This is a genomic window from Bacteroidales bacterium (assembly GCA_023229505.1).
Taxonomy (GTDB): domain Bacteria; phylum Bacteroidota; class Bacteroidia; order Bacteroidales; family JAGOPY01; genus JAGOPY01.
Genome location: JALNZD010000019.1, coordinates 14,248 through 34,541 on the forward strand (window position 1 = coordinate 14,248; position 20,294 = coordinate 34,541).

The window sequence follows — 20,294 nt, forward strand, 5'->3', positions numbered from 1 at the left end:
CTTTTAAATAAATGCTATTTTTGCAATCCTTTAAAAATTGCTGAACCAATCCCGAAGTAAAATCCGGGAATACATCTGATACTAATAAAATAAAAGTTAACCTGATCTCAATCTGTTTGCGGTTTAAGCCGCCGGAGATGAGAATACTAAAAAGTAATAATTATTACGACTATGGCGAAAAAAAACCTTACCGCTGATACTAATCAGCCGGAGCCCCAGGAGAACATTGATAATGTTATTGAAACATCAGCTGGTATTGAAGCTGAAATCCAGAAGCAGGAAAAACCTTTTGCAGAAGAGCCCATTGCAGAAGAGCCTGTTGCAGTTGAGTTAGTACCAGAACCGTCTGTAGCAGAAGAACCAGTGGCAGAAGATCATGTTAAAGAGAAACCTGTTAAAGAGAAACCTGTTAAAGAGAAACCTGTTAAAGAGCAAATCGTTCCAAAAAGCTCTGTAATAACGGAAATTCCTGAATTGGCTGCTTCCCTTGTGGGTCATGCGGAAGATGCTGAGCATCATCCTGAAATCCATGCAGATGCTGCACTTTTACTGGAGATCAATGAGCTGGAAGTTGTCACAGCCGAAGCCGAGTTAGAAGAAGAGGACGAAGAGGGAGCTGAATTTCACGAGGAAATCGTTGAAAAATACGATACTTATGACCGTGAAAAACTGGTTGAGATACTGGAAGAAACTGTCAAAGAAGAAAACATCCTGAAGATCAAGACAAGGGTGGCTTTGATAAAGGTCGCTTTCCTGAGGCTTTCGAAGGAATACCGTCAGCTTATGCTGGATAATCATCTCAAAGTTGGGGGAATCAGGGAAAACTATACGCCTGCATCAGATGTACTGGTGGAAAAATTTAACCATGTCTTTGAAACTTATAAGAAAAACAAGATAAAATTCAATGAGCAGCAAGAAGTGGTCAAGCTGCGAAACCTTGATGCCAAGAAAGCCATCCTTGATGAGTTGAAAGAATTGATCAACTCTGAGGAAACCCTGAAAAAGACTTATGACCAGTTTAAAGATTTGCAGGTCAAATGGAAAGAAATCGGCCTGGTCCCTTCCACAGAGATCAATAATTTATGGCAGAATTATCACTTCCTGGTTGAGAAGTTCTTTGATAAAGTAAAAATCAGCAAAGAACTCAGGGACCTTGACCTGAAAAAGAACCTGGAGAGAAAGATGGAATTATGCGAAAAGGCCGAGGAACTCCTTATCGAACCTTCTGTTGTAAGGTCTTTCCAGCAATTACAGAAATATCATGAAGAGTGGAAAGAGATAGGCCCTGTTCCCCAGGACAAAAGGGATGAGATTTGGGAACGATTTAAAACGACTACCGATAAGATTAACGAAAGAAGAAGGGAGCACTATACCAGCCTTTCCAAAGACCAGGATACTAACCTCCTGGCGAAAACCGCCCTCTGTGAAAAAGCAGAGCAGCTTGCCTCCATGGAAATCGATAACCTGAAGGAATGGCAGAACAAGACCCGGGAGGTCAATGAACTTTTTAAAGTATGGAAAACCATTGGCCCGGCACCAAAGAAAGAAAATGACGAAATCTGGGAAAAATTCAAAACATACCTAAACGGTTTCTTTGCTAATAAAAAAGAATTCTTTTCCAGGATTAAGCAAGAGCAGCTGAATAATTTCAATATAAAGCTGGATATTGTTAAACAGGCCGAAGCCCTTAAAGACAGTACAGATTGGAGGATAACCACACAGGAACTTATCAACCTCCAGAAAGAATGGAAAAATATCGGGCCCGTACCCAGGAAACATTCGGATAAAATCTGGAAAAGATTCCGGGCAGCCTGTGATGAATTTTTCAATAATAAATCCAAGTTTTTCTCGACTGTAGTTGAATCAGAGAAGGAAAATCTGGGAAAAAAGCTGGATCTTATCCAAAGGATAGAAACATGGGAAGCTGGTAAAGATAAATCAGCTAACCTGGAAACACTCAAGGGTTTCCAACGGGAATTTACCGAGATAGGCCATGTCCCGATCAAGGATAAAAATAAGGTCCATGATGCCTTCCGCCTGGCTATTAACAAACGTCTCGATGAGCTGAAAATCAGTTCTTACGAAATCAGACCGAATATGGAATACCGTTCGCGGCAGGAGACATCCCACGAGGATTCAGGTGACAGCAGATATCAGCGCAGGGACGGCAATGACTGGGGCTCATTAAGTACCAAGGTCAGTAAACTAAGGGAAGAAATTCTCCTTTGGGAAAATAATATCGGCTTTTTAGCTCATTCGAAAAAGGCAGACCTGCTGAAACAGGAGTTTGAGAAAAAAATCCAGGATGCCAAGGGTGAACTGGCCCAATTAGAAGCAAAGTTGAAAAACATGCAGGAGTGATTTTTTTTATGAATGCCTGGTAATACTTTTGGATATTTATTCCGACTCACTACTTTCGGGGAGTCACACGGGGTTGCGATCGGTGGGGTAATCGATGGCTGCCCGGCCGGAATTTCGATTGATTTTGAGTTTATTCAACAGGAACTGAACCGCAGAAAGCCTGTTTATCCCGGATCAACCGCGCGAAAAGAACCCGACTTGGTTGAGTTTCTTTCAGGAATACTCAATGGCAAAACCCTGGGAACACCAATTGGTTTTCTTGTTAAAAACCTTGCCGGACAATCCTCTGATTATGATGATCTATCCCTGTTATACCGTCCTTCCCATGCAGATTATACATATGAGAAGAAATACGGAGTCCCCGTCTGTAATGGGGGCGGAAGGGCTTCCGGCAGGGAAACAGTTGCAAGGGTCGTTGCCGGGGCCATCGCCAAATTGTTGCTGAAGGGCTCAAATATTGAGATCAGGGCCTTTATTACCCAGGTTGGGAACATTATAGCCGATGCAGACATAAACAGCGCAATTATGTCAGGAAGTTTACGTTCACCGTTGGGATTTATTGATGAGCATATGGAGCAAAGGGTCGTTCCGCTGATCGCGGAAGCAGAGAAAAGTGGCGATACCCTTGGCGGGATCATTACCTGTGTGATCAAAGGCACTCCTCCCGGCCTCGGTGAACCGGTATTTGACAAATTACAGGCCGACCTGGCAAAAGCTATGTTAAGCATAGGCTCAGCCAAGGCTTTTGAATATGGACTTGGATTCCGGGCAGCTTTATGGAGAGGATCTGACTACAATGACCAGTTAACTGGCAAAGATGGAAAGGTCACTTTTCTGACTAATCATGATGGCGGCATCCAGGGAGGAATATCAAATGGCGAAGATATTATGTTCCGTATAGGGTTTAAGCCGGTGCCATCGGTGAAAATGCCTCAGTCTACGGTTAACCAAAGGGGCGAACCGGCAATGATCAAAATTGGCGGCAGGCACGATACCTGCCATGTTCCACGCCTTGTTGTAATAGTTGAATCAATGGCCGCACTCGTCCTGGCCGACCATCTTCTCAGAAATTCAACATACTAATGATTATTAATTGAATAACCACCGGATGCCGATCTGAGCCTGCCATCTGGCGCTCATAAGACCTGCATCGTCGATGCTCCATATTTCGCCCTTGGGTTTAGTGAAGGAGAAGTTCGGTGTAGTGCCGTCTTCCTGGAATCCTTCAAACTTAACCAATGGATAATTGTTGTAGTATCCTGAAACATAATACATTCTTCCCCATTCATTATTCAGCATATTGGTGAAGTTGAAAATGTCGAAGGTGAATTGCAAGGTATTCCTTTTGTCTTTTACATTGATATAGAAATCCTGGGCAAAATGTAGGTCAATAATGTTCTGGAAAGGAGCGCGTGAACTATTTCTTTCTGCATATTCACCGCGACGGGTACTAAGATAATCGTCTCCTTCAATGAAAGCATTCAGGTCATCCCATTGTTGTGCAGCAGATAAGGTAATATTTCCTTCACTGTCCATTTTGTCAATCAGGTTGATGTCAGTCTGGTCAACCGGAACATACATCAGTTCAAGGCTCTGATTATCCTCTCCCAGGAACTTAGTGCTGCCGTCAGCGTAGCCATAGGCATACCTTTGGCCGGATTGCCCGTTATAGTACAGGCCAATCGTGGTTCCCAGGAACTTCGCGTATTCGACCTTATAGGACAAGAAAGCCACTACCCTTGAACCCAGGTCAAAGTCAGAAATAGCCAGGTCGATGTCATTCTTACCCCTGACATTGGGAACACGCCACTGTGATGAATTCTGTGAAGAAATCCCATCATTCATTGACTTGGTATGTCCGTATGTGTAAGCAAGAAAAGCTGATAAACCGTGGAAATCGTCTTTCTGCAATTGAGCCGTGAAGTTATAGGAGTAACCTTTGTTAGTATTGGTTCCGAAAATAAAATCCGTGTATTTAGCGCTTCCTATATTAACCTTTGTATACAGAGGCCTGTCATCACCCGTCCCGGTGAGGTTGCCCGATTGCATATAACGGTAGTTATAATACAGCACATTGTTAAGGGTTTTAGTATAGGTGACTTCTAATGTTCCAACGATTCCCCAGGGGAGTTTCTGATCGATGGCCAGGCTTCCGCGAAGTACCTGCGGGAATTTGAAATTCTTGGCAAACAGGTCAACCTGTCCGGAAGGTGCTGTTGGCGGAACGGAGGGTTGATTCTCCCAATCGGGATTGAATAATAAAACAGTACTGTCTGGATTTTCGGGATCTAAAGTAACTCTCATGCCTCCAGTGGTTACACCGTTGTTGGTGTAGGAACCGCCCGGCCATACAAACGGGATGCGGCTGGTGAATATACCTGCTCCACCACGAACCTGGGTCTTTTTGTCCCCATTGACATCCCAGTTAAATCCAACCCGTGGTGAAAACATCAGTTTCGGGCTGGGCATCTGACCGGTTTTTGCTCCCATAAGATCATACCCGGCTTCTTCGATAAGGGGAATCATGTTTGTATTGAAATCTTCATTGACAGGTGACTGATCCAGGAACATCGGAACATCGAGGCGCAGTCCGATCGTGGTGTTGAACTTGTCAGACCACTCGGTTTCCCACTGGCCGTAAACGCCAATCTGCATGGCATTAAAGTCGGCGGCAGCTTTTGAGCCGTCTCCGGTAACATCATCAACCGCGGAGAATGTCCTGTCATATTGAAATGCCAGGTCACCGTTTATGAAAGCAGCCAGGTTATCATATTGGTATGAGCCGAAATTCTGGCGAACAAACAGGTTGTACATCTTGTAAAACTCGTTGTGCGTGCCAATCGTGAAAGTATGTTTGCCTTTGTAGATTTCGAAATTATCAGTGAGTGTGATAATGTCCTGACTGAGGTAATTAGCAGTGGAGAATTCTTCGCTGCCGAAATAAATATTCCTGGTCCCGTCTTTAATCCTGACATAGGGGAAATTTGCTTCCATCGGATCACGGTCATCCACCACGAAAGTGAGACCGATGATGAGATCATTGGAATATTTATTGCTGAAAATGCTTTTTAATTCGAGTGCAGTGGAGTTGGTTTTCGAAGGGAAATCAATCCCTGCATTGGAGTAATAGACGTTAGTGCTTGAAGGAGCCCCCGGAGTGACCTGTTCAGCTTTGGTGTACTGATGACGCAGGGTAAGCTTGTGTTTTTGGCTGATGTTCCAGTCGATGCGGGCAAAAAGTTTCAATCCGTCGAGAGTTCGCTCACCTCCGGTATAACTACCAGGATCATAACCGTAATTATTTTTGACAAAATCAGTAAGTCCGTTTAGTTCCTCAGTTGTTACATCTCCACCGTAAGTGGTGAAATCGAAAGGTTGAGGGGTTTCATCCTGTTGTATTTCAACATTAGCGAAGAAGAAGAGCTTATCTTTGATGATCGGGCCACCTAGTCTGAAACCGTAAGTGTTTGAACTGAAATTAGCCAGTTTTTCCCTTTCCAGATCTAAATTGTCAGTAGGTGTTTTACCGGCCAGGCCTTCATTCCTCATATAATAATAAGCTGAACCGGAGAATTCATTGGTCCCTCTGCGTGTCACGGCGTTAATACCAGCACCGGCAAAACCACCCTGTTTAATATCATAAGGTGCAATAGAAATGGTGAACTGGTCGATGATGTCCATACTGAAGGGTGAGATACCGGTTTGTCCGCCGTTGGTTCCGCTTTCGGCAAGACCATAAACATCGTTGTTAACGGCACCGTCAATAAAAATTGCATTATAGCGGTTGTTCATACCACCGACTTCCAACCCACCGTTAGTAGTTACTTTCGCCTGTGGTGTCAGTCTGGTAAAATCTGTAATATTTCTGCCAAGAGTAGGCATCCGGCTCATACTTTCATTGCTGATATTTGTCTGGGTACCGGTACGGTTTCCATCGAAAATATCATTTTGAACACCGAGGATTTCCACATCCTTTAATGTTGTTGCTGATTCGCTGAGTTTTACATCCAGCTTTAGAGTTTGCCCAAGGTTCAGGTAAATGTCTGGTTGGGTAAAGGATTGGAAACCAACAAAAGTAACGGTGAGCTTGTAAGGCCCTCCCGGGTTCATGTTCGGCAAACGAAACAGACCTTTGTCGTCACTGATCGTTCCATACTGTGCACCGGTCCCGGTTTCAACTGCGAGAATAGTAGCACCGGTAAGAGTAGCTCCATTGTTATCCGTAACCTTTCCGTTAAGGCCTGCAGTGGTCGTACCCTGTGCAAATAAACCGGCAGCAGTTAAAAAAAATGACGCCATCATAAGTAATTTGTAAATCTTTTTCATAGCCTTATTAGGTTAAATTTAGAAAATTCAATTGAGGCAAAATTAGGGAAAGATGAAACTTCTTTTGTTAAAATAAAGTTAATAAAAAATTAAAGATTCATGATGGCATCCAGGCAAATATTTGATTATCAATAACTAAATGAATATGATGTTGCTAACAAATAAATCACTTGAAAAAAGTTGTATTTAGTTGAATTTTAACACAAATGGTGCGCTGAGCCTGCAATGTGGGTTAGGGTTATTTATTAAGTATCTCAATATTATTATCTCCAAAAACCAGTTTTAAAACCTGGTCTTTTCTCTCTTTTTTAAGTTCTATTTGAAGTACAACTTTAGCTATCGCATCTTCAGATTGTGTTAATCCTACCGGGGCCCATTTTTCAGGATATGTGATAAGGCTTATCACATCGATGCCGAGAATTATAGCAATTTGGTTTAACACCTTGTATGAAAGACCTCTTTTTCCTGCCTCAATCAAGCTGTAAGCGTTTTGAGTCATGCCCATTTTTTGCCCAATCCAATCTTGGCTTAACCCCTGTTTTGTCCTTAAATTGCGGATGTTGTCTAAAATGTCATTCATGGCTTTATTTTTTAAAACTGATTAGTTACAATTTAATAAATTGATTGATACATGTTTAAAAAAAAATGTGATAAAAAATCACATAATAGTTTGGATAATATCACAAAATGGTTTATCATTGCATGCATTATTGAAAGAGGTAAACCGTCCCTCATGTAAAGCACGGTTTTTATAAACTAATAATAGGAGATTAAAAAAATGGTAGAAAAGACTATCGGGTCATCCAGCCTCGTAGAGGTGATCGACCGTATCCTCGACAAAGGTATCGTAGTTGATGCATGGGTAAGAGTTTCATTGGTAGGTATCGAACTTCTTGCAATTGAAGCAAGGGTAGTGGTTGCCTCTGTTGAAACATACCTGAAGTATGCTGAAGCAATCGGATTAACTGCTAAAGCCGCATAAGGCACATTGCAGTTAAATAGTTATTCTTGCTAAAACATCCTTCCAGATCTAATACCCGAAAGCATGATTTACCAGGAATTTCTCTTTTCTCGCAGAATTTCGCTTTTCTCCCAAGGTAAAATCGAAACAAATACATTATATATATGAATACCCCCCGGCCTGAATTAAATATAGATGGTTTTTTTGACAACATTATAACATCCTACGAAACCCGGATTCAAAAAATTCAAACTGTCTTCCAATCATCAGAAAACATTACGGAATCATCCCACTCCCTGTTCGATAATATCCATAGTTCCTTAAACAATCTTAAAAAGGAAAGAGACATTTTAAATACCAGGCTTTGCGAAACCCTGGCAAAAAATGGTTCCCTGCGTAAAAAAGATTACAATACGATGATGGCAGGCATTCTCGGCGCACTCGATGAAAAGGAAAGAGAAGCCGAAAGACAGTTTTTGAACTTTATTGAAGCCCAGAAAGAGACTGCCCAATCGCTTAAAAATAGCCTTTTGGGTATCAAAGATATTACCTCACAAGACGCCAGCGAAAAAATTACCACTGTAAAAGAGCAACTTTCTCAGATTTCAAAACTGCAGGAAATGAGAAAGGAAACGGTAATGAAGACATTCATGGATTTTCAGCAAATGCATAACAGAATGATGGAATGCCTTGAAAATTTGCTTGAAAAAGGCGATCACATCCTGATACAGGATATAAAAAAGGTTAATGATCAAATAATTAAAGAAATCAACTAACTCAGTTAACCAAACATTTATTAAAATAGAAAAAATGGAAACAGATGATAAAAAAATGGCAATAGAAACAGGGAAGAAAAATTTTATTAAAAAAGTTCTTTCTTCATTCAAAACATTTCTGCAAAAATTATTGCATTCCTTAAAAAGGCGATCACATTCTGATAAAGGAGATAAAAAAGCTTAAAGATCAATAAAAAAAATCAACTAAAATATTAAACTAATCTTTAGTAAAAATAATTAGGAGGAAAAAAAATGGGACTATCATCAGAAATGAAAAATTTGAGTGAAGATATACTTGCTTCATTCAAAAATCGTATCAAAGAAAATGAAGAGCTTGTAAACGATGTGCAAAAAACCCTCGACGGATTTAGGAAGGATCATCAGGAAATGGCCGCTGTTTTAAACGCCAAAGCTGCGGCTCTGAGAAAAGGTCTTGCAACCGGGGAAAAAGAACGGCTGAATACCTTCAATGAATTAATGACCGGCATCCATCGCACGATCGCCTCCATCCAGAAAGAAGTGGTGGCAATTCAAACTTCCACCTTCAACATGATCAATGAATTCACAACCGACAGGGCACAAATGGCTGACGAGTTGAATAAATTCTTTGCACAGGGCAGGGCCGACAGGATGCAAAACGAAAAAAACAGGATAAAGGAATTTGATGCCCTCATGAATAACATCAACGACGAAATCAAAAGCATAAACGAAGAGGTTTTGAGCATCTTCAAAAATACCAACGATATGCTCGGAAAGTTTGAGAAGGAGCATCTGGAAATGTCGGCTGAGCTTAGAGCAGAACTGAGTAAAAACCTGGCTGAAAGAGTTGAATATACCAGAACCTTGCTGAATGGGTTTCAGAAAAGATTATCGGAAATCAGCAAAGAAAATCAAAAAATGGCTCAAAAGTTAAGAAAAGATCTTGCCAATGGCGGAGTAGAAAGACTTAACGATTACAATGATATAATGAAAGGAATCCATGTGGCAATTAAAGGAATCCGTAAAGAAGTAAAGGATATCCAAAAAGCCACTGCCGAAATGCTTGGTGAATTTTCACAAGGCAGAGGCCAGGCCTCGGCTGAGTGGAACAAGATGCAGGACGCCATTGCTCAATTAAGGGAAACAGGCTTTGTCAAGCCGTCTAAGGAGGCAGTAAAGAAAGTTGAAAAGAAAGAAGCAGTAAAGGAAGCCCCGGTTGAAGCAGTAAAGGAAACCCCGGTTGAAGTAGTAAAGGAAACCCCGGTTGAAGTAGTAAAGGAAACCCCGGTTGAAGTAGTAAAGGAAACCCCGGTTGAAGTAGTAAAGGAAACCCCGGTTGAAGTAGTAAAGGAAACCCCGGTTAAAGAAGAACCGGCTTTTACCTCATTTCAAGAAGAGCCAAAGACACTGGAAGAGAAAGTATTGGATTATATCAACAAGCATCCCAAGGGTGTGAGAATTTCGGAAATGGAACAACCTCTTAGCAAAACCAGAATGAAATTGGGGTTTATTGCCAAAAACTTACTGGATGAAGGAAAAGTACTGAAAATTAAAAACATTTACTACCCAAAAACCAGGCGTGAAAGATAGCGGATTCAAAATATGCATTTAATTATTAAGTTACTTATCTAAATTATCAAACAGAGAAGATCATGGCAAAAATAATCAGATGTGTATTTTGTAGTGGAACGGGAAAGGATCCCTTCGATTTACTCTCTCCAATATCACATTGCCTGGTTTGTAACGGCACGGGGCGGGTTGAAGTTGATGAACCCATGAAAAAATGTGTTTTTTGTTCGGGTACAGGTAAAAACCCGCTTGGAGCCAGGGTTCCGTGCATCGTATGTGGAGGCAAGGGAAATAATCACTGCGAAAGTAACACAAAATGTACGCAATGCAAAGGGACGGGAAAATCAAGCGATGGCCTGCCATGTACCCGTTGTGGAGGCAAAGGATTGAATTGACAATGGATTATACCCAATGAACAATGCCGGAAACAATATCAGGAAGAGTTTGCTGAAAAGCCAAGAAGCATTAAATAGGTTTAAAGCCAGGAAGGAAGCCTTTTTACTTGCAAAGGAACAGATAACAAAGGATATTGAGAAGGCAAGGAACATTTGGAAAAACACTTTGGAACAATTACCCAACCAGGAATTTAATCAATAATTCATTAACTCATCAACCAAACCTACCATGAGCAACAACAATGAAATGAACACCGTACTTGAACTAAGGCCAATGTCTAATTTTGTTGAAACTGATTACATTAAAGACATTACAAGCCGTGGCCTTACCTACATAAAAGCGGGATTTCCGGTGCATTTCAGAGGCCCGTCGGGAACCGGGAAAACAACGATGGCCATGCATCTGGCAAGTAAAATCGGAAGGCCGGTGGTTATCATTCATGGCGATGCCGAGTATAAAACTTCCGATCTCATCGGCAGCGAACAGGGTTATAAATATAAAAAGCTGGACGACAAATTTATTCATTCTGTCCATAAATATGAGGAGGACATGACTAAACAGTGGGTGAATAACCGTTTAACCATCGCTGTTAAAAATGGTTTCACACTGATATACGATGAATTTACACGTTCACGTCCTGAAGCAAATAATATACTGCTACCCATCCTGCAGGAGAGAATGCTGAGCACATCGGCAGCAAAAGAGGAGGATTACTATATGAAGGTGCATCCTGAATTCCGTGCCATCTTTACTTCAAATCCTGAAGAATATGCCGGCGTTAACCGGACCCAGGATGCCCTTCGCGACAGAATGGTTACCATGGACCTCGATCATTTCGACTATGAAACCGAATTGCAGATTACCAGAGCAAAATCTAACCTTTCGCTAAAAGATACTGAAATAATAGTTAAAATTGTCAGAGGCTTGCGCGAATCGGGGAAAACTGAATTTGACCCGACCATTCGTGGTTCCATCATGATTGCAAAAACACTGGCAACTTTAAAAACAACACCATCGAAATCCAAAAGTGTATTCCGAAAAATTTGCCAGGATATTCTCACTTCCGAAACGAGCCGGATTGGCTCAAAAACCAACCAGGAAAAGGTAAAGACAATTGTTGATGAACTTATCGAACAATATTCCTGATTTCGCAATAAAACGCCCCATCAACCAATCCATAATATTATGCCAATTTCAAGTGCAATAAAAGGACTTCAGAGCATCAAAAGCATGCAGAATGTCGTCAAATCGGGTATCCCCAACAAGGAGGAATCAGATTTCATTAAATTGTATCTCTTCGAAAAAGAAAGAACCCGGTTGAAAAGTGAAGAAATAAGGATTCTATTAAGGCTTGAAATCATTCAAAACCGATTGAAGGAAATTCAGGCGTACAATGAGGAAAAAGCAGGACAGATGAATGTTCCTGACCCGGTAGAAAAGAGTAAAAAGTCCAGGAAGGACGATAAAAAAGATTGGAAAACCATGTCAATAGATTATTAAAAAAACAATGTACTATGGCTGAAATGACCCATGCGTTACAAGCGACCAATCTTGCCGATATTCTCGAAAGAGTACTCGACAAAGGGATCGTTATTGCAGGTGATATCAAAATTCAGATAGCGGATATTGACCTGTTAACCATTAAAATCAGGTTGCTTGTGGCTTCGGTCGACAAAGCCATGGAGATGGGAATTAACTGGTGGCAGGAAGATACCTATCTCTCGACGAAAGCCAGGGAAAAAGAGCTGATGCAGCAACAGGAAACTTTGGAGGCCCGCCTGCAAAAACTGGAAGCACTCAATAAACCTTTATAACTGTTATGAACCGTAAAACAGGATGAAAAATGGAAAAAGATAACAACAAAAAGAAAAAGGACGAAGCCGATTTTAACCTTTTCGGACTTGGCGGTCTGTTCAAAGGCATCGAAAAACTGGTTGACCTTGCCGGGAAGCTCGAGGAAAAGGGTGGCATCAGCAAGGAAGGCGAGATCAATTTTGATCATATTAAAAAAGGAATGAAAGGTGTTTATGGCTTTACCATCAACACGGCAGGCGGAGGTGTCCCAAAAGTGGAGACTTTCGGGAACATAAAAAAAACACCCGAAGGGCCTAAAGTGGATGAAGAGCGGGAACCGATAACCGATATCTTTGATGAAAAGGATGAGATCGTTGTTATTGCCGAAATGCCGGGAATAGAGGAAAGTGACCTTGAAATCGACCTGAAGGAAGATATCCTTGAAATTTCGGCTGTAAGCAAAAACAGAACATACCGAAAAGAATTGCTACTCCCGGCTAAGGTAATCAAATCAAATCTAATGCACAAATTCACCAATGGCATCCTTGAGATCAGGATAAAAAAATAAATGTCATGGCACTTGCTGGCTTAGAAAACAACGACCTTAAACTCATCATTTTCGGCGGGAAAGGTGGTGTTGGAAAAACTAGTTGTGCCATTGCCACAGCACTGGCGTTGTCTGAAAATTTCAAAACGCTGCTCATCTCCACCGATCCTGCCCATTCCGTGTCGGATTGCCTCGAACAGCAGATTGGCTTTAAAGTTCAGGAAGTTGCCGGCCATAAAAACTTAGCCGCAATTGAGGTTGTTGCCGACGAAGCACTTTCAAGGTTTAAAACGGAACATCAAGGCGAATTGAAAAAACTTCTTGAAACCTCCACAAATCTTGACAACGAGGACATTGATGAGATGCTGACTTTGTCGATACCTGGTATTGATGAGGTGATGAGCTTTAAAACGATTATTGATTTTATTGAGGAAGGACAATACGATAAATATGTTGTAGATACAGCGCCAACCGGTCACGCCATGCGACTGATCTCATCGCCGAAACTGCTGGATGAATGGATAAAGGTGGCAGTCAGAATGAGATGGAAATACCGCTATATGATCACCAGTTTTTCGGGGTCCTATCAACTGGATGAGGTCGATAGTCTTTTACTGAGCTTGAAAAAAACGGTAAAAAGAATCGAAAACCTGTTGCGTGATAAAACCAAATGTGAATTTATCCCGGTATGTATCCCCGAAGCGATGGCCATTATGGAAACCGGCCGGTTGCTATCAGACTTACGCAAATCTGAAATAATTGCACGGCAGATCATCGTGAACAATGTGATGGTTTCGGAGGAGTGTGGTTTTTGTAAACGAAGAAAAGCTGGCCAATTGAAATATATTCAACAGATAAGTGAAATTTTTAACTATTTGAACAAGGTTGAAGTACCGGTGTTTGCTGAAGAGATCAAAGGGCTGAAAGCATTGAATCAGTTGAGGATGTATCTTTTTGGTGATAAACCCATCAATCCATAAACCATGACCATAATCAAAGACGAAATAGTATTGCGTGTAAAAGAAGCCCCGGTAAGGGATGTGGGAAGGGCTATTGCCAGGATCGATCCAAAAGATATGAAGTTGATCGGCCTGGAAAGTGGCGACGTGATCGTTATTGAAGGCAAACGTGCCACACCTGTCAAAATCATGCCATGTTATCCCGAAGACAGGAATAAGAGTATTATTCAGATTGACGGGATTACCAGGGAAAATGCACAGGCTGGCATCGATGAAAAGGTGAAGATCGTTAAAACCACCTGCCGGCAGGCTGCAAAAATAAAACTCAAGCCCGATACAAAATCCGGTTCTTTGTTCAAGGCCGATGACGCCAAATACATTGGTTCGCTCATCAATGGCCTCCCGGTGACAAAAGGAGATAAAGTGAGGGCCACCCTGTTTGGTTCCCGGTCGGTGGATTATACGATAACCGGCACCAATCCGGAAGGCGTGGTGCTGATACACCCCAATACCGCGTTTCAACTTGAATTGGCAAAGCAGGAGGGGGAAAGCAAAAGAAAGGTTTCCTACGAAGATATCGGTGGACTTGGTAATCAAGTTCAACGAATCAGGGAGATGATTGAGCTCCCATTAAAGTATCCCGAAATTTTCGAACGACTTGGTGTTCAGGCTCCCAAAGGCGTATTTCTGTATGGCCCTCCGGGAACCGGGAAAACGCTCATCGTTAGAGCGGTGGCTCATGAAACGGATGCCTATTTTATCAACATCTCCGGCCCAGAGATCATGGGGAAATTTTATGGGGAAAGCGAAGGCCGGATAAGGAAAATTTTTGAAGAGGCTCAGCAACATGCACCCGCCATCATTTTTATTGATGAAATAGATGCCATTGCGCCAAAGCGGGAAGATATGGGCGGCGAAAAACAGGTTGAAAAGCGTGTTGTAGCCCAACTATTATCGCTTATGGACGGATTGGAATCGAGGGGGAAGGTTATAGTAATTGGCGCAACAAATATTCCTAATTCCATTGATCCGGCATTGAGAAGGCCGGGACGTTTTGATCGCGAAATTTCTATCTCCATTCCTGATAAAAAAGGCAGGCTCGAAATTCTTCACATCCATACCAGGGGCATTCCCTTGTCGATGGATGTAGATATGGAAAAACTGGCGGAAATCACCCACGGTTTTGTGGGCGCCGATTTGGAAGCTTTAGCCAGGGAAGCCGCCATGACTGCTTTGCGGAAAATACTCCCGCAAATCGATTTCGAGATGGCCGAAATCCCTTACGAACTTTTGATGTCGCTCGAAGTGACCATGGATAACTTTCTTGACGCGATGAAAGAGGTGGAGCCTTCGGCCATCAGGGAAGTATTTGTGGAGGTGCCCGATGTGAAATGGGATGATGTCGGCGGCCTTGATGAAATAAAAGAGGCTTTAAAGGAAACGGTGGAATGGCCATTGAAATATGCCGACCTGTTCAAAAAAGCCGATACCAAACCACCCAAGGGAATTATCCTTCACGGGAAACCCGGCACAGGCAAAACATACCTGGCAAAAGCGCTGGCAAGCGAAAGCGGCGTCAATTTTATCTCTGTAAAAGGTCCCCAGATTTTGAGCCGCTATATCGGGGAGTCGGAAAAAGGGGTGAGGGAACTCTTCAGAATGGCAAAACAGGCATCGCCTTGCATCTTGTTCCTGGATGAAATTGACAGCCTTACCCCCAGGCGAAATAATGACAGCTCAGGTTCCGGGGTGATCGAGCGGGTGATCGGCCAGTTCCTTACCGAAATGGATGGCATTGAAGACATGAAAGGCGTTATTGTGCTGGCTGCAACCAACAGGATCGATTTAATTGACCCGGCTTTGTTAAGAAGCGGCAGGTTCGATCTGATATTCGAATTGCCACTTCCCGATTTACTAACCAGAGAGAAAATATTCGACATCCATACCCGGAATAAACCCCTTGGTAAAAAAGTAAACCTGAATAAACTGGCGCTGAAAACCGACACCCTGACAGGGTCCGATATCGAATTTATTTGCCGGAAAGCCGCTATGCTTGCCATTCGTCAATTGATTGATAAAAACCGTGAGAAGCCGTCTGAAATTTTCGGTGACATCAGCATCCTTGAAAATCACTTTGAAGAAGCCATACAATTGGTGTTAAAACAAAACGCAACTAAAAAATAAATTCAGATCGCATGGCAACAAAAGGGATATATATTTACGGGATTGTGCCGAACTTTTACAGTACGGATATGTTTAGATCATTGGAGAATTCAGGGGTTTATGCCATCACTTTTCAAAACATATCTGCCATTGTTTCCGACAGGAATAGTACACACCTCGATTATTTAGACAGGGAATCCCTGGGATATTTGCTGGTTCATCATCAGAAAACGATTGAAGATCTCATGGGGAAAGGATTCGCCATGCTTATCCCTATGCGGCTCGGCACGATTGTAAGCTCAAAGGAAGAGGTTTTTAAAATACTTGCAAACGGCTATGATTTAATTATCGATACCCTGAAGAAAATCGAACACCTGACAGAAATTGACCTTGCAGTGACCTGGGCAGATTTTCCTGGTACCCTCAAAGAGATCGCTGGCCATCCAGACATCATAGCCATAAAAGATGACATTCTGAAAAAAGCGGACACGCTGTTAAAAATTGACCAGGTGAAAGTGGGGATGCTGGTTCAGGCAAAATTAAAAGAAAAAAACACAAAGGTTGAATTGAATATTCTGGATTCTTTGTCACCAATCAGTCTCGATATAAAAACCCATGAGGTGATGAACGACGAGATGGTTACCAATTCCGCGTTTCTCATTAACAGGAATAATAAAGAAAAATTTGAACAGGTAATGGATCAGCTTGATGAAGAATACAAGGGGTTGTTGAACTTCAAATTGGTAGGGCCTCTGCCGTGTTATAGTTTTTATACTATTGAAGTAAAAGACCTGAATTCTGAACAGGTGGAACAGGCCAGAAAAGAGCTTGGACTGAGAGAAGAAACATCGGAATCTGAAATAAAAAAAGCATACCTGGAAAAAGCAAAATTATTTCATCCCGATGCACATCCGGACAATGGCGACGAAGAAAACTTCAACAGGATCAATAAAGCCTATAATACATTGCTTGATTATTCAGTGTCGGCAAGGCAATCTTCGAAAGATGATTTAATATCTCTGGCAAAAGAAAAAGTGATTGAAAATTTGATTCTGGTAAAAATAAAGGAATAATATGCAGCGCGACGGAAAGTACATTTATTGCATCATTGCATCGGATTACGACATCAATCTAGGGTCGATAGGGGTAGGCGGACGCGGCGATCTGGTCTTCACCATCGGTTTCGATGGCTTGTGCATGGTGGTGAGCGACCATCCGCTCAGCAGGTTCGTTGTCAATCCCGAAAACATGCTGGCGCACCAAAAGGTAATTGAAGAGGTGATGAAGGAATTCAGAAGCGTACTTCCCATCAGGTTTGGCATCATCGCGGCAACCCCCGATGAAATAAGGAACCTGCTGAACCGCAGATACAGCGAGTTTATGGAATTGCTCAAACAGTTCGAAAATAAAGTGGAGCTCAATGTAAGGGGAACCTGGAAAAATATGGGAATGATTTACAAGGAGATCGACAAGGAACATGTTGAACTTCAAAAAATCAGGGCCGAAATCGAAAAACTGCATGACCAGGAAAAAAGAAACCTGAAAATTGCTGAAGCCGGAAAATTGGTCGAACATGCACTGGTTGAAAAGAAAGAGGATGAGGCGGGAAAGATTATCGATGCTTTCCGCAAATCGGTGTTCGAGTTTAAACACAATAAAAAAAACAACGACGCCATGTTTATGAATACAGCATTTCTGGTGAACAGCGGGAGGGAGGTGGAATTCGATAACATCATGGCCGACCTTGGCACCAGATACCAGGATCGGAGCGACTTTGTTTATACCGCTCCATTGCCGATCTTTAATTTCATCGACCTGAAAATTTTTCCTGAAAAATGGGAATTATAAAACCAATAGACTGAAAGACATTTATGAACAGCGAACTGGAAATACCGAAAGAAGGAAAATACATTTATGGGATCATTAGGCATGCCGGCCCGTTAGACTATGGCCCTATCGGAATCGGAAAACGGGCAGACAGGGTTTATGGTATCAATTTTAAAGATATCAGCGCAATAGTTAGTAATTCGCCAATCATCATATATGAAGCACGAAGGGTAAACATGATCGCTCACGAAGAAGTACTTGAGGAGGTTATGAAACAATTCACAGTTCTTCCGGTCCGGTTTTCAACCATCTCCGAGCACAACGATGACGCCGGAATCCTGAGAATCCTTGAAAAGGATTATAAAAAATTCGACGACCTGCTTAGTAAGATGGAAGGCAAGAAAGAACTGGGACTCAAGGTACTTGCACAGGAAGCTGCGATCTATGAAAGTATCATTGAAAAATATGATGAAATCAGGATACTGCGGGGAAAACTGATGAACCTGCCTCCGGACAAAACCCATTACCAGCGGATGAAAATCGGTGAAATGGTGGCCGAAGCGCTTAAAAATGAAACAGGCATTTATAAAAATACCACCCTCGATGTTCTAAACCCACTTGCAGACGACGTGAAGATAAACGACAACTATGGTGAGTTGATGATACTCAATGCCGCCTTCCTGATTAAAAACAGCGCTGAGCCCGCGTTTGATAAAGCGGTGAGCGATTTGGATGAAAAATATGGCAGCTTTATGACCTTCAAATACGTGGGGACATTGCCACCCTATAATTTTGTTAACCTTGTAATTAACACGAAAGGAATTTAACATGTTTTTAATCGACGATATATTGCTTGCACCTTTAAAAGGAGTCATTTTTATCGCAAAAAAAATCAATGAGGTGATCGAGAAAGAAACGTCAGACGAAGGCACTATCAAAGAAAGGTTGATGGCACTGCAGCTGAAATTTGAGATGGATGAAATTGACGAAGAAGAATACGACAAAAGAGAAGATGAATTATTGAAATTACTGGCAAATATCAGAGAAGAAAAACAAAATAAATAACGAAATAAAGAAAGGAGGGAAAAATGAATGCATTTACATGTCCGAAATGTGGAAAAGTAACAGGTGGAAACGAAAATTTTTGCATTGAATGTGGACAGCCACTCAATATTATATGCCCGGAATGTGGCGAAGGATGGCGATTTATGTTCGATTACAAATTTTGCCCCTTTTGCGGGCATAACATGAAGAAACCGGGTGAAAAGAAACCGTTACCGGGGAAAAAAGAAACCGTTACCGGGGAAAAAGATAAATAATAAGGAGGGAAAAATGAGTAAAATAATTGATGTAAAAAAAACAGTGGTTAAATTCCTGAAAGAGAACATTAACTGTTATGACGTAACGGTCATAAAAATTGAAAAAGTTAAAGAAATCTGGAGTGCCGTGGCAGAGGTATATGAAGACGATTCATTTTTAAAATCAATGAACCTGCCACCAAAACAGGTGCAGCTTTTTTATTCCGTTAAGATGGATGAAAAGCTTGAAATTACATCCTTCGAACGACTTAATTCCTTTGAAGGAATGGATAATACTGATCAGTAATATCACTTAATAAAGGAACCAGTTATCATGATCAATAAGCTGATATATGTTTATTGCATATCAAACAGTCCTCTTGGACTCGTCCATATCATGGAGTCCAAAGGCTTGAAATCTCTTATGTTTGATGATTTTTTCGTTATCGTTAAATATGTTTCCGAAAATGAATTCTCCAAAGAAAACTTCAAAAAGAATTTATCAGATTTTCAGTGGTTGGAATCCAACGCCCGGGAACATATCAGGGTAATCGACCTGATCATGGAATATTGTACCGTGATCCCGTTTAAATTTGGTACGATCTATCATTCAAAAGATAGTTTGAAAAAATTTATTGCGGATTATTCTGATTCATTGATCGAAAATTTCCATAATATCAAGGGAAAGGAAGAATGGTCTGTAAAAATTTATTGCGAAAGAAAAACGCTGAGCGAACAAATTGACGAATTGAGCGAGGAAGCAGCTGATCTGGAAAAACAGATCATGGCAAGTTCGCCCGGGAAAGCATTTCTTTTAAAAAGAAAAAAAGCAGACCTGATCGAAACTGAGATAGACCGGCTTTGTAAGAACTACGGACAGGAATATTATAATGAATTTAAAAAACTGAGCGAATCAACCAGCATCAACAACCTGCTCCCGAAAGAACTTACCGGAAGAGAGGATGCCATGATCCTCAATGCCACCTATCTTGTAAGTAAAAACAATTTGACTGATTTTAAAAGTATAGTCGACAGGCTGAGAAAAAATGATGGGAATTCCGGTTTTATTATTGAAGCAACCGGGCCCTGGCCTCCATTTAGTTTTATCTCCATTAAAGAAAAACAATAATGCACGATAATGTAATCGACCGGTCTAAAGACATTACCATCCTGGAGTTACTCGACAGGGTTTTGAACAAAGGGGTGATCCTTACGGGAGATATTGTAATTTCTGTAGCAGATATCGACCTGGTGTATGTTGGGTTGAAATTAATGTTAAGCTCGGTTGAGTCCATGGAGCAGTTAAGGTCCGGAAAATCAGTAGCGAAAGAGTAAATA

At 41.6% G+C, this 20,294-nt stretch carries 22 protein-coding genes; 20 read left to right on the forward strand and 2 right to left on the reverse strand.

The genetic code is table 11. From position 1 onward, the window contains the following. Positions 1-171: 171 nt before the first annotated feature. Both M0Q51_08385 and aroC read left to right on the forward strand, forming a co-directional pair. A complete protein-coding gene (locus M0Q51_08385; GenBank protein ID MCK9399991.1) occupies positions 172-2,361 on the forward strand; it encodes a DUF349 domain-containing protein in 2,190 nt (729 codons plus the stop codon). A gap of 12 nt (positions 2,362-2,373) precedes the next feature. Next, a complete protein-coding gene (gene aroC, locus M0Q51_08390; GenBank protein MCK9399992.1) occupies positions 2,374-3,444 on the forward strand; it encodes a chorismate synthase in 1,071 nt (356 codons plus the stop codon). A gap of 6 nt (positions 3,445-3,450) precedes the next feature. Here the strand turns inward: aroC and M0Q51_08395 are convergent, their stop codons facing one another. Beyond that, a complete protein-coding gene (locus M0Q51_08395) occupies positions 3,451-6,687 on the reverse strand; it encodes a TonB-dependent receptor (protein MCK9399993.1) in 3,237 nt (1,078 codons plus the stop codon). A 238-nt stretch (positions 6,688-6,925) separates the two neighbouring features. Further along, positions 6,926-7,267, reverse strand: a complete 342-nt coding sequence (locus M0Q51_08400) for a helix-turn-helix transcriptional regulator (GenBank protein MCK9399994.1) — start codon at positions 7,265-7,267, stop codon at positions 6,926-6,928. 198 nt (positions 7,268-7,465) lie between these two features. Between M0Q51_08400 and gvpA the strand changes: the two genes are divergently transcribed. From gvpA to M0Q51_08490, 18 genes are all read left to right on the forward strand, one after another. Beyond that, a complete protein-coding gene (gene gvpA / locus M0Q51_08405) occupies positions 7,466-7,669 on the forward strand; it encodes a gas vesicle structural protein GvpA (GenBank protein ID MCK9399995.1) in 204 nt (67 codons plus the stop codon). A 143-nt stretch (positions 7,670-7,812) separates the two neighbouring features. Then, entirely contained in the window at positions 7,813-8,424 is a 612-nt protein-coding gene (locus tag M0Q51_08410) for a hypothetical protein (GenBank protein ID MCK9399996.1), read from the forward strand. Between the two features lie 34 nt (positions 8,425-8,458). Next, positions 8,459-8,608, forward strand: coding sequence for a hypothetical protein (locus M0Q51_08415; GenBank protein ID MCK9399997.1), 150 nt, complete (start codon positions 8,459-8,461; stop codon positions 8,606-8,608). An 86-nt stretch (positions 8,609-8,694) separates the two neighbouring features. Continuing rightward, the gene (locus tag M0Q51_08420) at positions 8,695-9,993 is read left to right on the forward strand and encodes a hypothetical protein (protein MCK9399998.1); all 1,299 of its coding nucleotides are present in this window, start codon (positions 8,695-8,697) and stop codon (positions 9,991-9,993) included. A 62-nt stretch (positions 9,994-10,055) separates the two neighbouring features. After that, positions 10,056-10,367: a hypothetical protein gene (locus tag M0Q51_08425; protein MCK9399999.1), complete on the forward strand. Its 312-nt coding sequence runs from the start codon at positions 10,056-10,058 to the stop codon at positions 10,365-10,367. A gap of 229 nt (positions 10,368-10,596) precedes the next feature. After that, positions 10,597-11,514 (forward strand): gas vesicle protein GvpN, encoded by a 918-nt coding sequence (gene gvpN, locus M0Q51_08430; protein MCK9400000.1) that lies wholly within the window; start codon positions 10,597-10,599, stop codon positions 11,512-11,514. 39 nt (positions 11,515-11,553) lie between these two features. Then, complete coding sequence (locus tag M0Q51_08435; GenBank protein ID MCK9400001.1) at positions 11,554-11,868, forward strand: hypothetical protein; 315 nt, start codon at positions 11,554-11,556, stop codon at positions 11,866-11,868. Positions 11,869-11,882: 14 nt separating this feature from the next. After that, positions 11,883-12,182 (forward strand): gas vesicle protein, encoded by a 300-nt coding sequence (locus M0Q51_08440; GenBank protein MCK9400002.1) that lies wholly within the window; start codon positions 11,883-11,885, stop codon positions 12,180-12,182. A 29-nt stretch (positions 12,183-12,211) separates the two neighbouring features. After that, positions 12,212-12,730, forward strand: coding sequence for an Hsp20/alpha crystallin family protein (locus M0Q51_08445; protein ID MCK9400003.1), 519 nt, complete (start codon positions 12,212-12,214; stop codon positions 12,728-12,730). A gap of 5 nt (positions 12,731-12,735) precedes the next feature. Next, on the forward strand, positions 12,736-13,689 hold the full coding sequence (locus tag M0Q51_08450; GenBank protein ID MCK9400004.1) for an ArsA family ATPase: 954 nt from the start codon (positions 12,736-12,738) through the stop codon (positions 13,687-13,689). 3 nt (positions 13,690-13,692) lie between these two features. Next, positions 13,693-15,852 carry a CDC48 family AAA ATPase gene (locus tag M0Q51_08455; GenBank protein MCK9400005.1) on the forward strand — a complete coding sequence of 720 codons (2,160 nt, stop codon included), beginning with the start codon at positions 13,693-13,695 and terminating at the stop codon, positions 15,850-15,852. An 11-nt stretch (positions 15,853-15,863) separates the two neighbouring features. Beyond that, positions 15,864-16,904, forward strand: coding sequence for a GvpL/GvpF family gas vesicle protein (locus M0Q51_08460; protein ID MCK9400006.1), 1,041 nt, complete (start codon positions 15,864-15,866; stop codon positions 16,902-16,904). A 1-nt stretch (position 16,905) separates the two neighbouring features. After that, positions 16,906-17,679 carry a GvpL/GvpF family gas vesicle protein gene (locus tag M0Q51_08465; GenBank protein MCK9400007.1) on the forward strand — a complete coding sequence of 258 codons (774 nt, stop codon included), beginning with the start codon at positions 16,906-16,908 and terminating at the stop codon, positions 17,677-17,679. A 23-nt stretch (positions 17,680-17,702) separates the two neighbouring features. Next, positions 17,703-18,485, forward strand: a complete 783-nt coding sequence (locus M0Q51_08470) for a GvpL/GvpF family gas vesicle protein (GenBank protein ID MCK9400008.1) — start codon at positions 17,703-17,705, stop codon at positions 18,483-18,485. A gap of 1 nt (position 18,486) precedes the next feature. After that, positions 18,487-18,723 carry a gas vesicle protein GvpG gene (locus M0Q51_08475; protein MCK9400009.1) on the forward strand — a complete coding sequence of 79 codons (237 nt, stop codon included), beginning with the start codon at positions 18,487-18,489 and terminating at the stop codon, positions 18,721-18,723. A 267-nt stretch (positions 18,724-18,990) separates the two neighbouring features. After that, complete coding sequence (locus tag M0Q51_08480; GenBank protein ID MCK9400010.1) at positions 18,991-19,263, forward strand: gas vesicle protein; 273 nt, start codon at positions 18,991-18,993, stop codon at positions 19,261-19,263. A 27-nt stretch (positions 19,264-19,290) separates the two neighbouring features. Continuing rightward, positions 19,291-20,085 carry a GvpL/GvpF family gas vesicle protein gene (locus M0Q51_08485; GenBank protein MCK9400011.1) on the forward strand — a complete coding sequence of 265 codons (795 nt, stop codon included), beginning with the start codon at positions 19,291-19,293 and terminating at the stop codon, positions 20,083-20,085. Next, positions 20,085-20,291, forward strand: coding sequence for a gas vesicle protein (locus M0Q51_08490; GenBank protein ID MCK9400012.1), 207 nt, complete (start codon positions 20,085-20,087; stop codon positions 20,289-20,291). Before M0Q51_08485 ends, M0Q51_08490 begins: the two co-directional genes overlap by 1 nt. Positions 20,292-20,294: the final 3 nt, after the last annotated feature.

Bases quoted from the DNA above. Each gene is read 5' to 3' on its own strand.
- M0Q51_08395 (MCK9399993.1), bottom strand. From the start codon at position 6,687: ATGAAAAAGATTTACAAATTACTTATGATGGCGTCATTTTTTTTAACT.
- M0Q51_08385 (MCK9399991.1), top strand. From the start codon at position 172: ATGGCGAAAAAAAACCTTACCGCTGATACTAATCAGCCGGAGCCCCAG.
- M0Q51_08470 (MCK9400008.1), top strand. From the start codon at position 17,703: ATGAACAGCGAACTGGAAATACCGAAAGAAGGAAAATACATTTATGGG.
- M0Q51_08420 (MCK9399998.1), top strand. From the start codon at position 8,695: ATGAAAAATTTGAGTGAAGATATACTTGCTTCATTCAAAAATCGTATC.
- M0Q51_08480 (MCK9400010.1), top strand. From the start codon at position 18,991: ATGAGTAAAATAATTGATGTAAAAAAAACAGTGGTTAAATTCCTGAAA.
- M0Q51_08425 (MCK9399999.1), top strand. From the start codon at position 10,056: ATGGCAAAAATAATCAGATGTGTATTTTGTAGTGGAACGGGAAAGGAT.
- M0Q51_08400 (MCK9399994.1), bottom strand. From the start codon at position 7,267: ATGAATGACATTTTAGACAACATCCGCAATTTAAGGACAAAACAGGGG.
- M0Q51_08445 (MCK9400003.1), top strand. From the start codon at position 12,212: ATGGAAAAAGATAACAACAAAAAGAAAAAGGACGAAGCCGATTTTAAC.
- aroC (MCK9399992.1), top strand. From the start codon at position 2,374: ATGCCTGGTAATACTTTTGGATATTTATTCCGACTCACTACTTTCGGG.
- gvpN (MCK9400000.1), top strand. From the start codon at position 10,597: ATGAGCAACAACAATGAAATGAACACCGTACTTGAACTAAGGCCAATG.
- M0Q51_08435 (MCK9400001.1), top strand. From the start codon at position 11,554: ATGCCAATTTCAAGTGCAATAAAAGGACTTCAGAGCATCAAAAGCATG.
- M0Q51_08440 (MCK9400002.1), top strand. From the start codon at position 11,883: ATGGCTGAAATGACCCATGCGTTACAAGCGACCAATCTTGCCGATATT.
- M0Q51_08455 (MCK9400005.1), top strand. From the start codon at position 13,693: ATGACCATAATCAAAGACGAAATAGTATTGCGTGTAAAAGAAGCCCCG.
- M0Q51_08450 (MCK9400004.1), top strand. From the start codon at position 12,736: ATGGCACTTGCTGGCTTAGAAAACAACGACCTTAAACTCATCATTTTC.
- M0Q51_08490 (MCK9400012.1), top strand. From the start codon at position 20,085: ATGCACGATAATGTAATCGACCGGTCTAAAGACATTACCATCCTGGAG.
- M0Q51_08465 (MCK9400007.1), top strand. From the start codon at position 16,906: ATGCAGCGCGACGGAAAGTACATTTATTGCATCATTGCATCGGATTAC.
- M0Q51_08475 (MCK9400009.1), top strand. From the start codon at position 18,487: ATGTTTTTAATCGACGATATATTGCTTGCACCTTTAAAAGGAGTCATT.
- M0Q51_08485 (MCK9400011.1), top strand. From the start codon at position 19,291: ATGATCAATAAGCTGATATATGTTTATTGCATATCAAACAGTCCTCTT.
- M0Q51_08460 (MCK9400006.1), top strand. From the start codon at position 15,864: ATGGCAACAAAAGGGATATATATTTACGGGATTGTGCCGAACTTTTAC.
- gvpA (MCK9399995.1), top strand. From the start codon at position 7,466: ATGGTAGAAAAGACTATCGGGTCATCCAGCCTCGTAGAGGTGATCGAC.
- M0Q51_08415 (MCK9399997.1), top strand. From the start codon at position 8,459: ATGGAAACAGATGATAAAAAAATGGCAATAGAAACAGGGAAGAAAAAT.
- M0Q51_08410 (MCK9399996.1), top strand. From the start codon at position 7,813: ATGAATACCCCCCGGCCTGAATTAAATATAGATGGTTTTTTTGACAAC.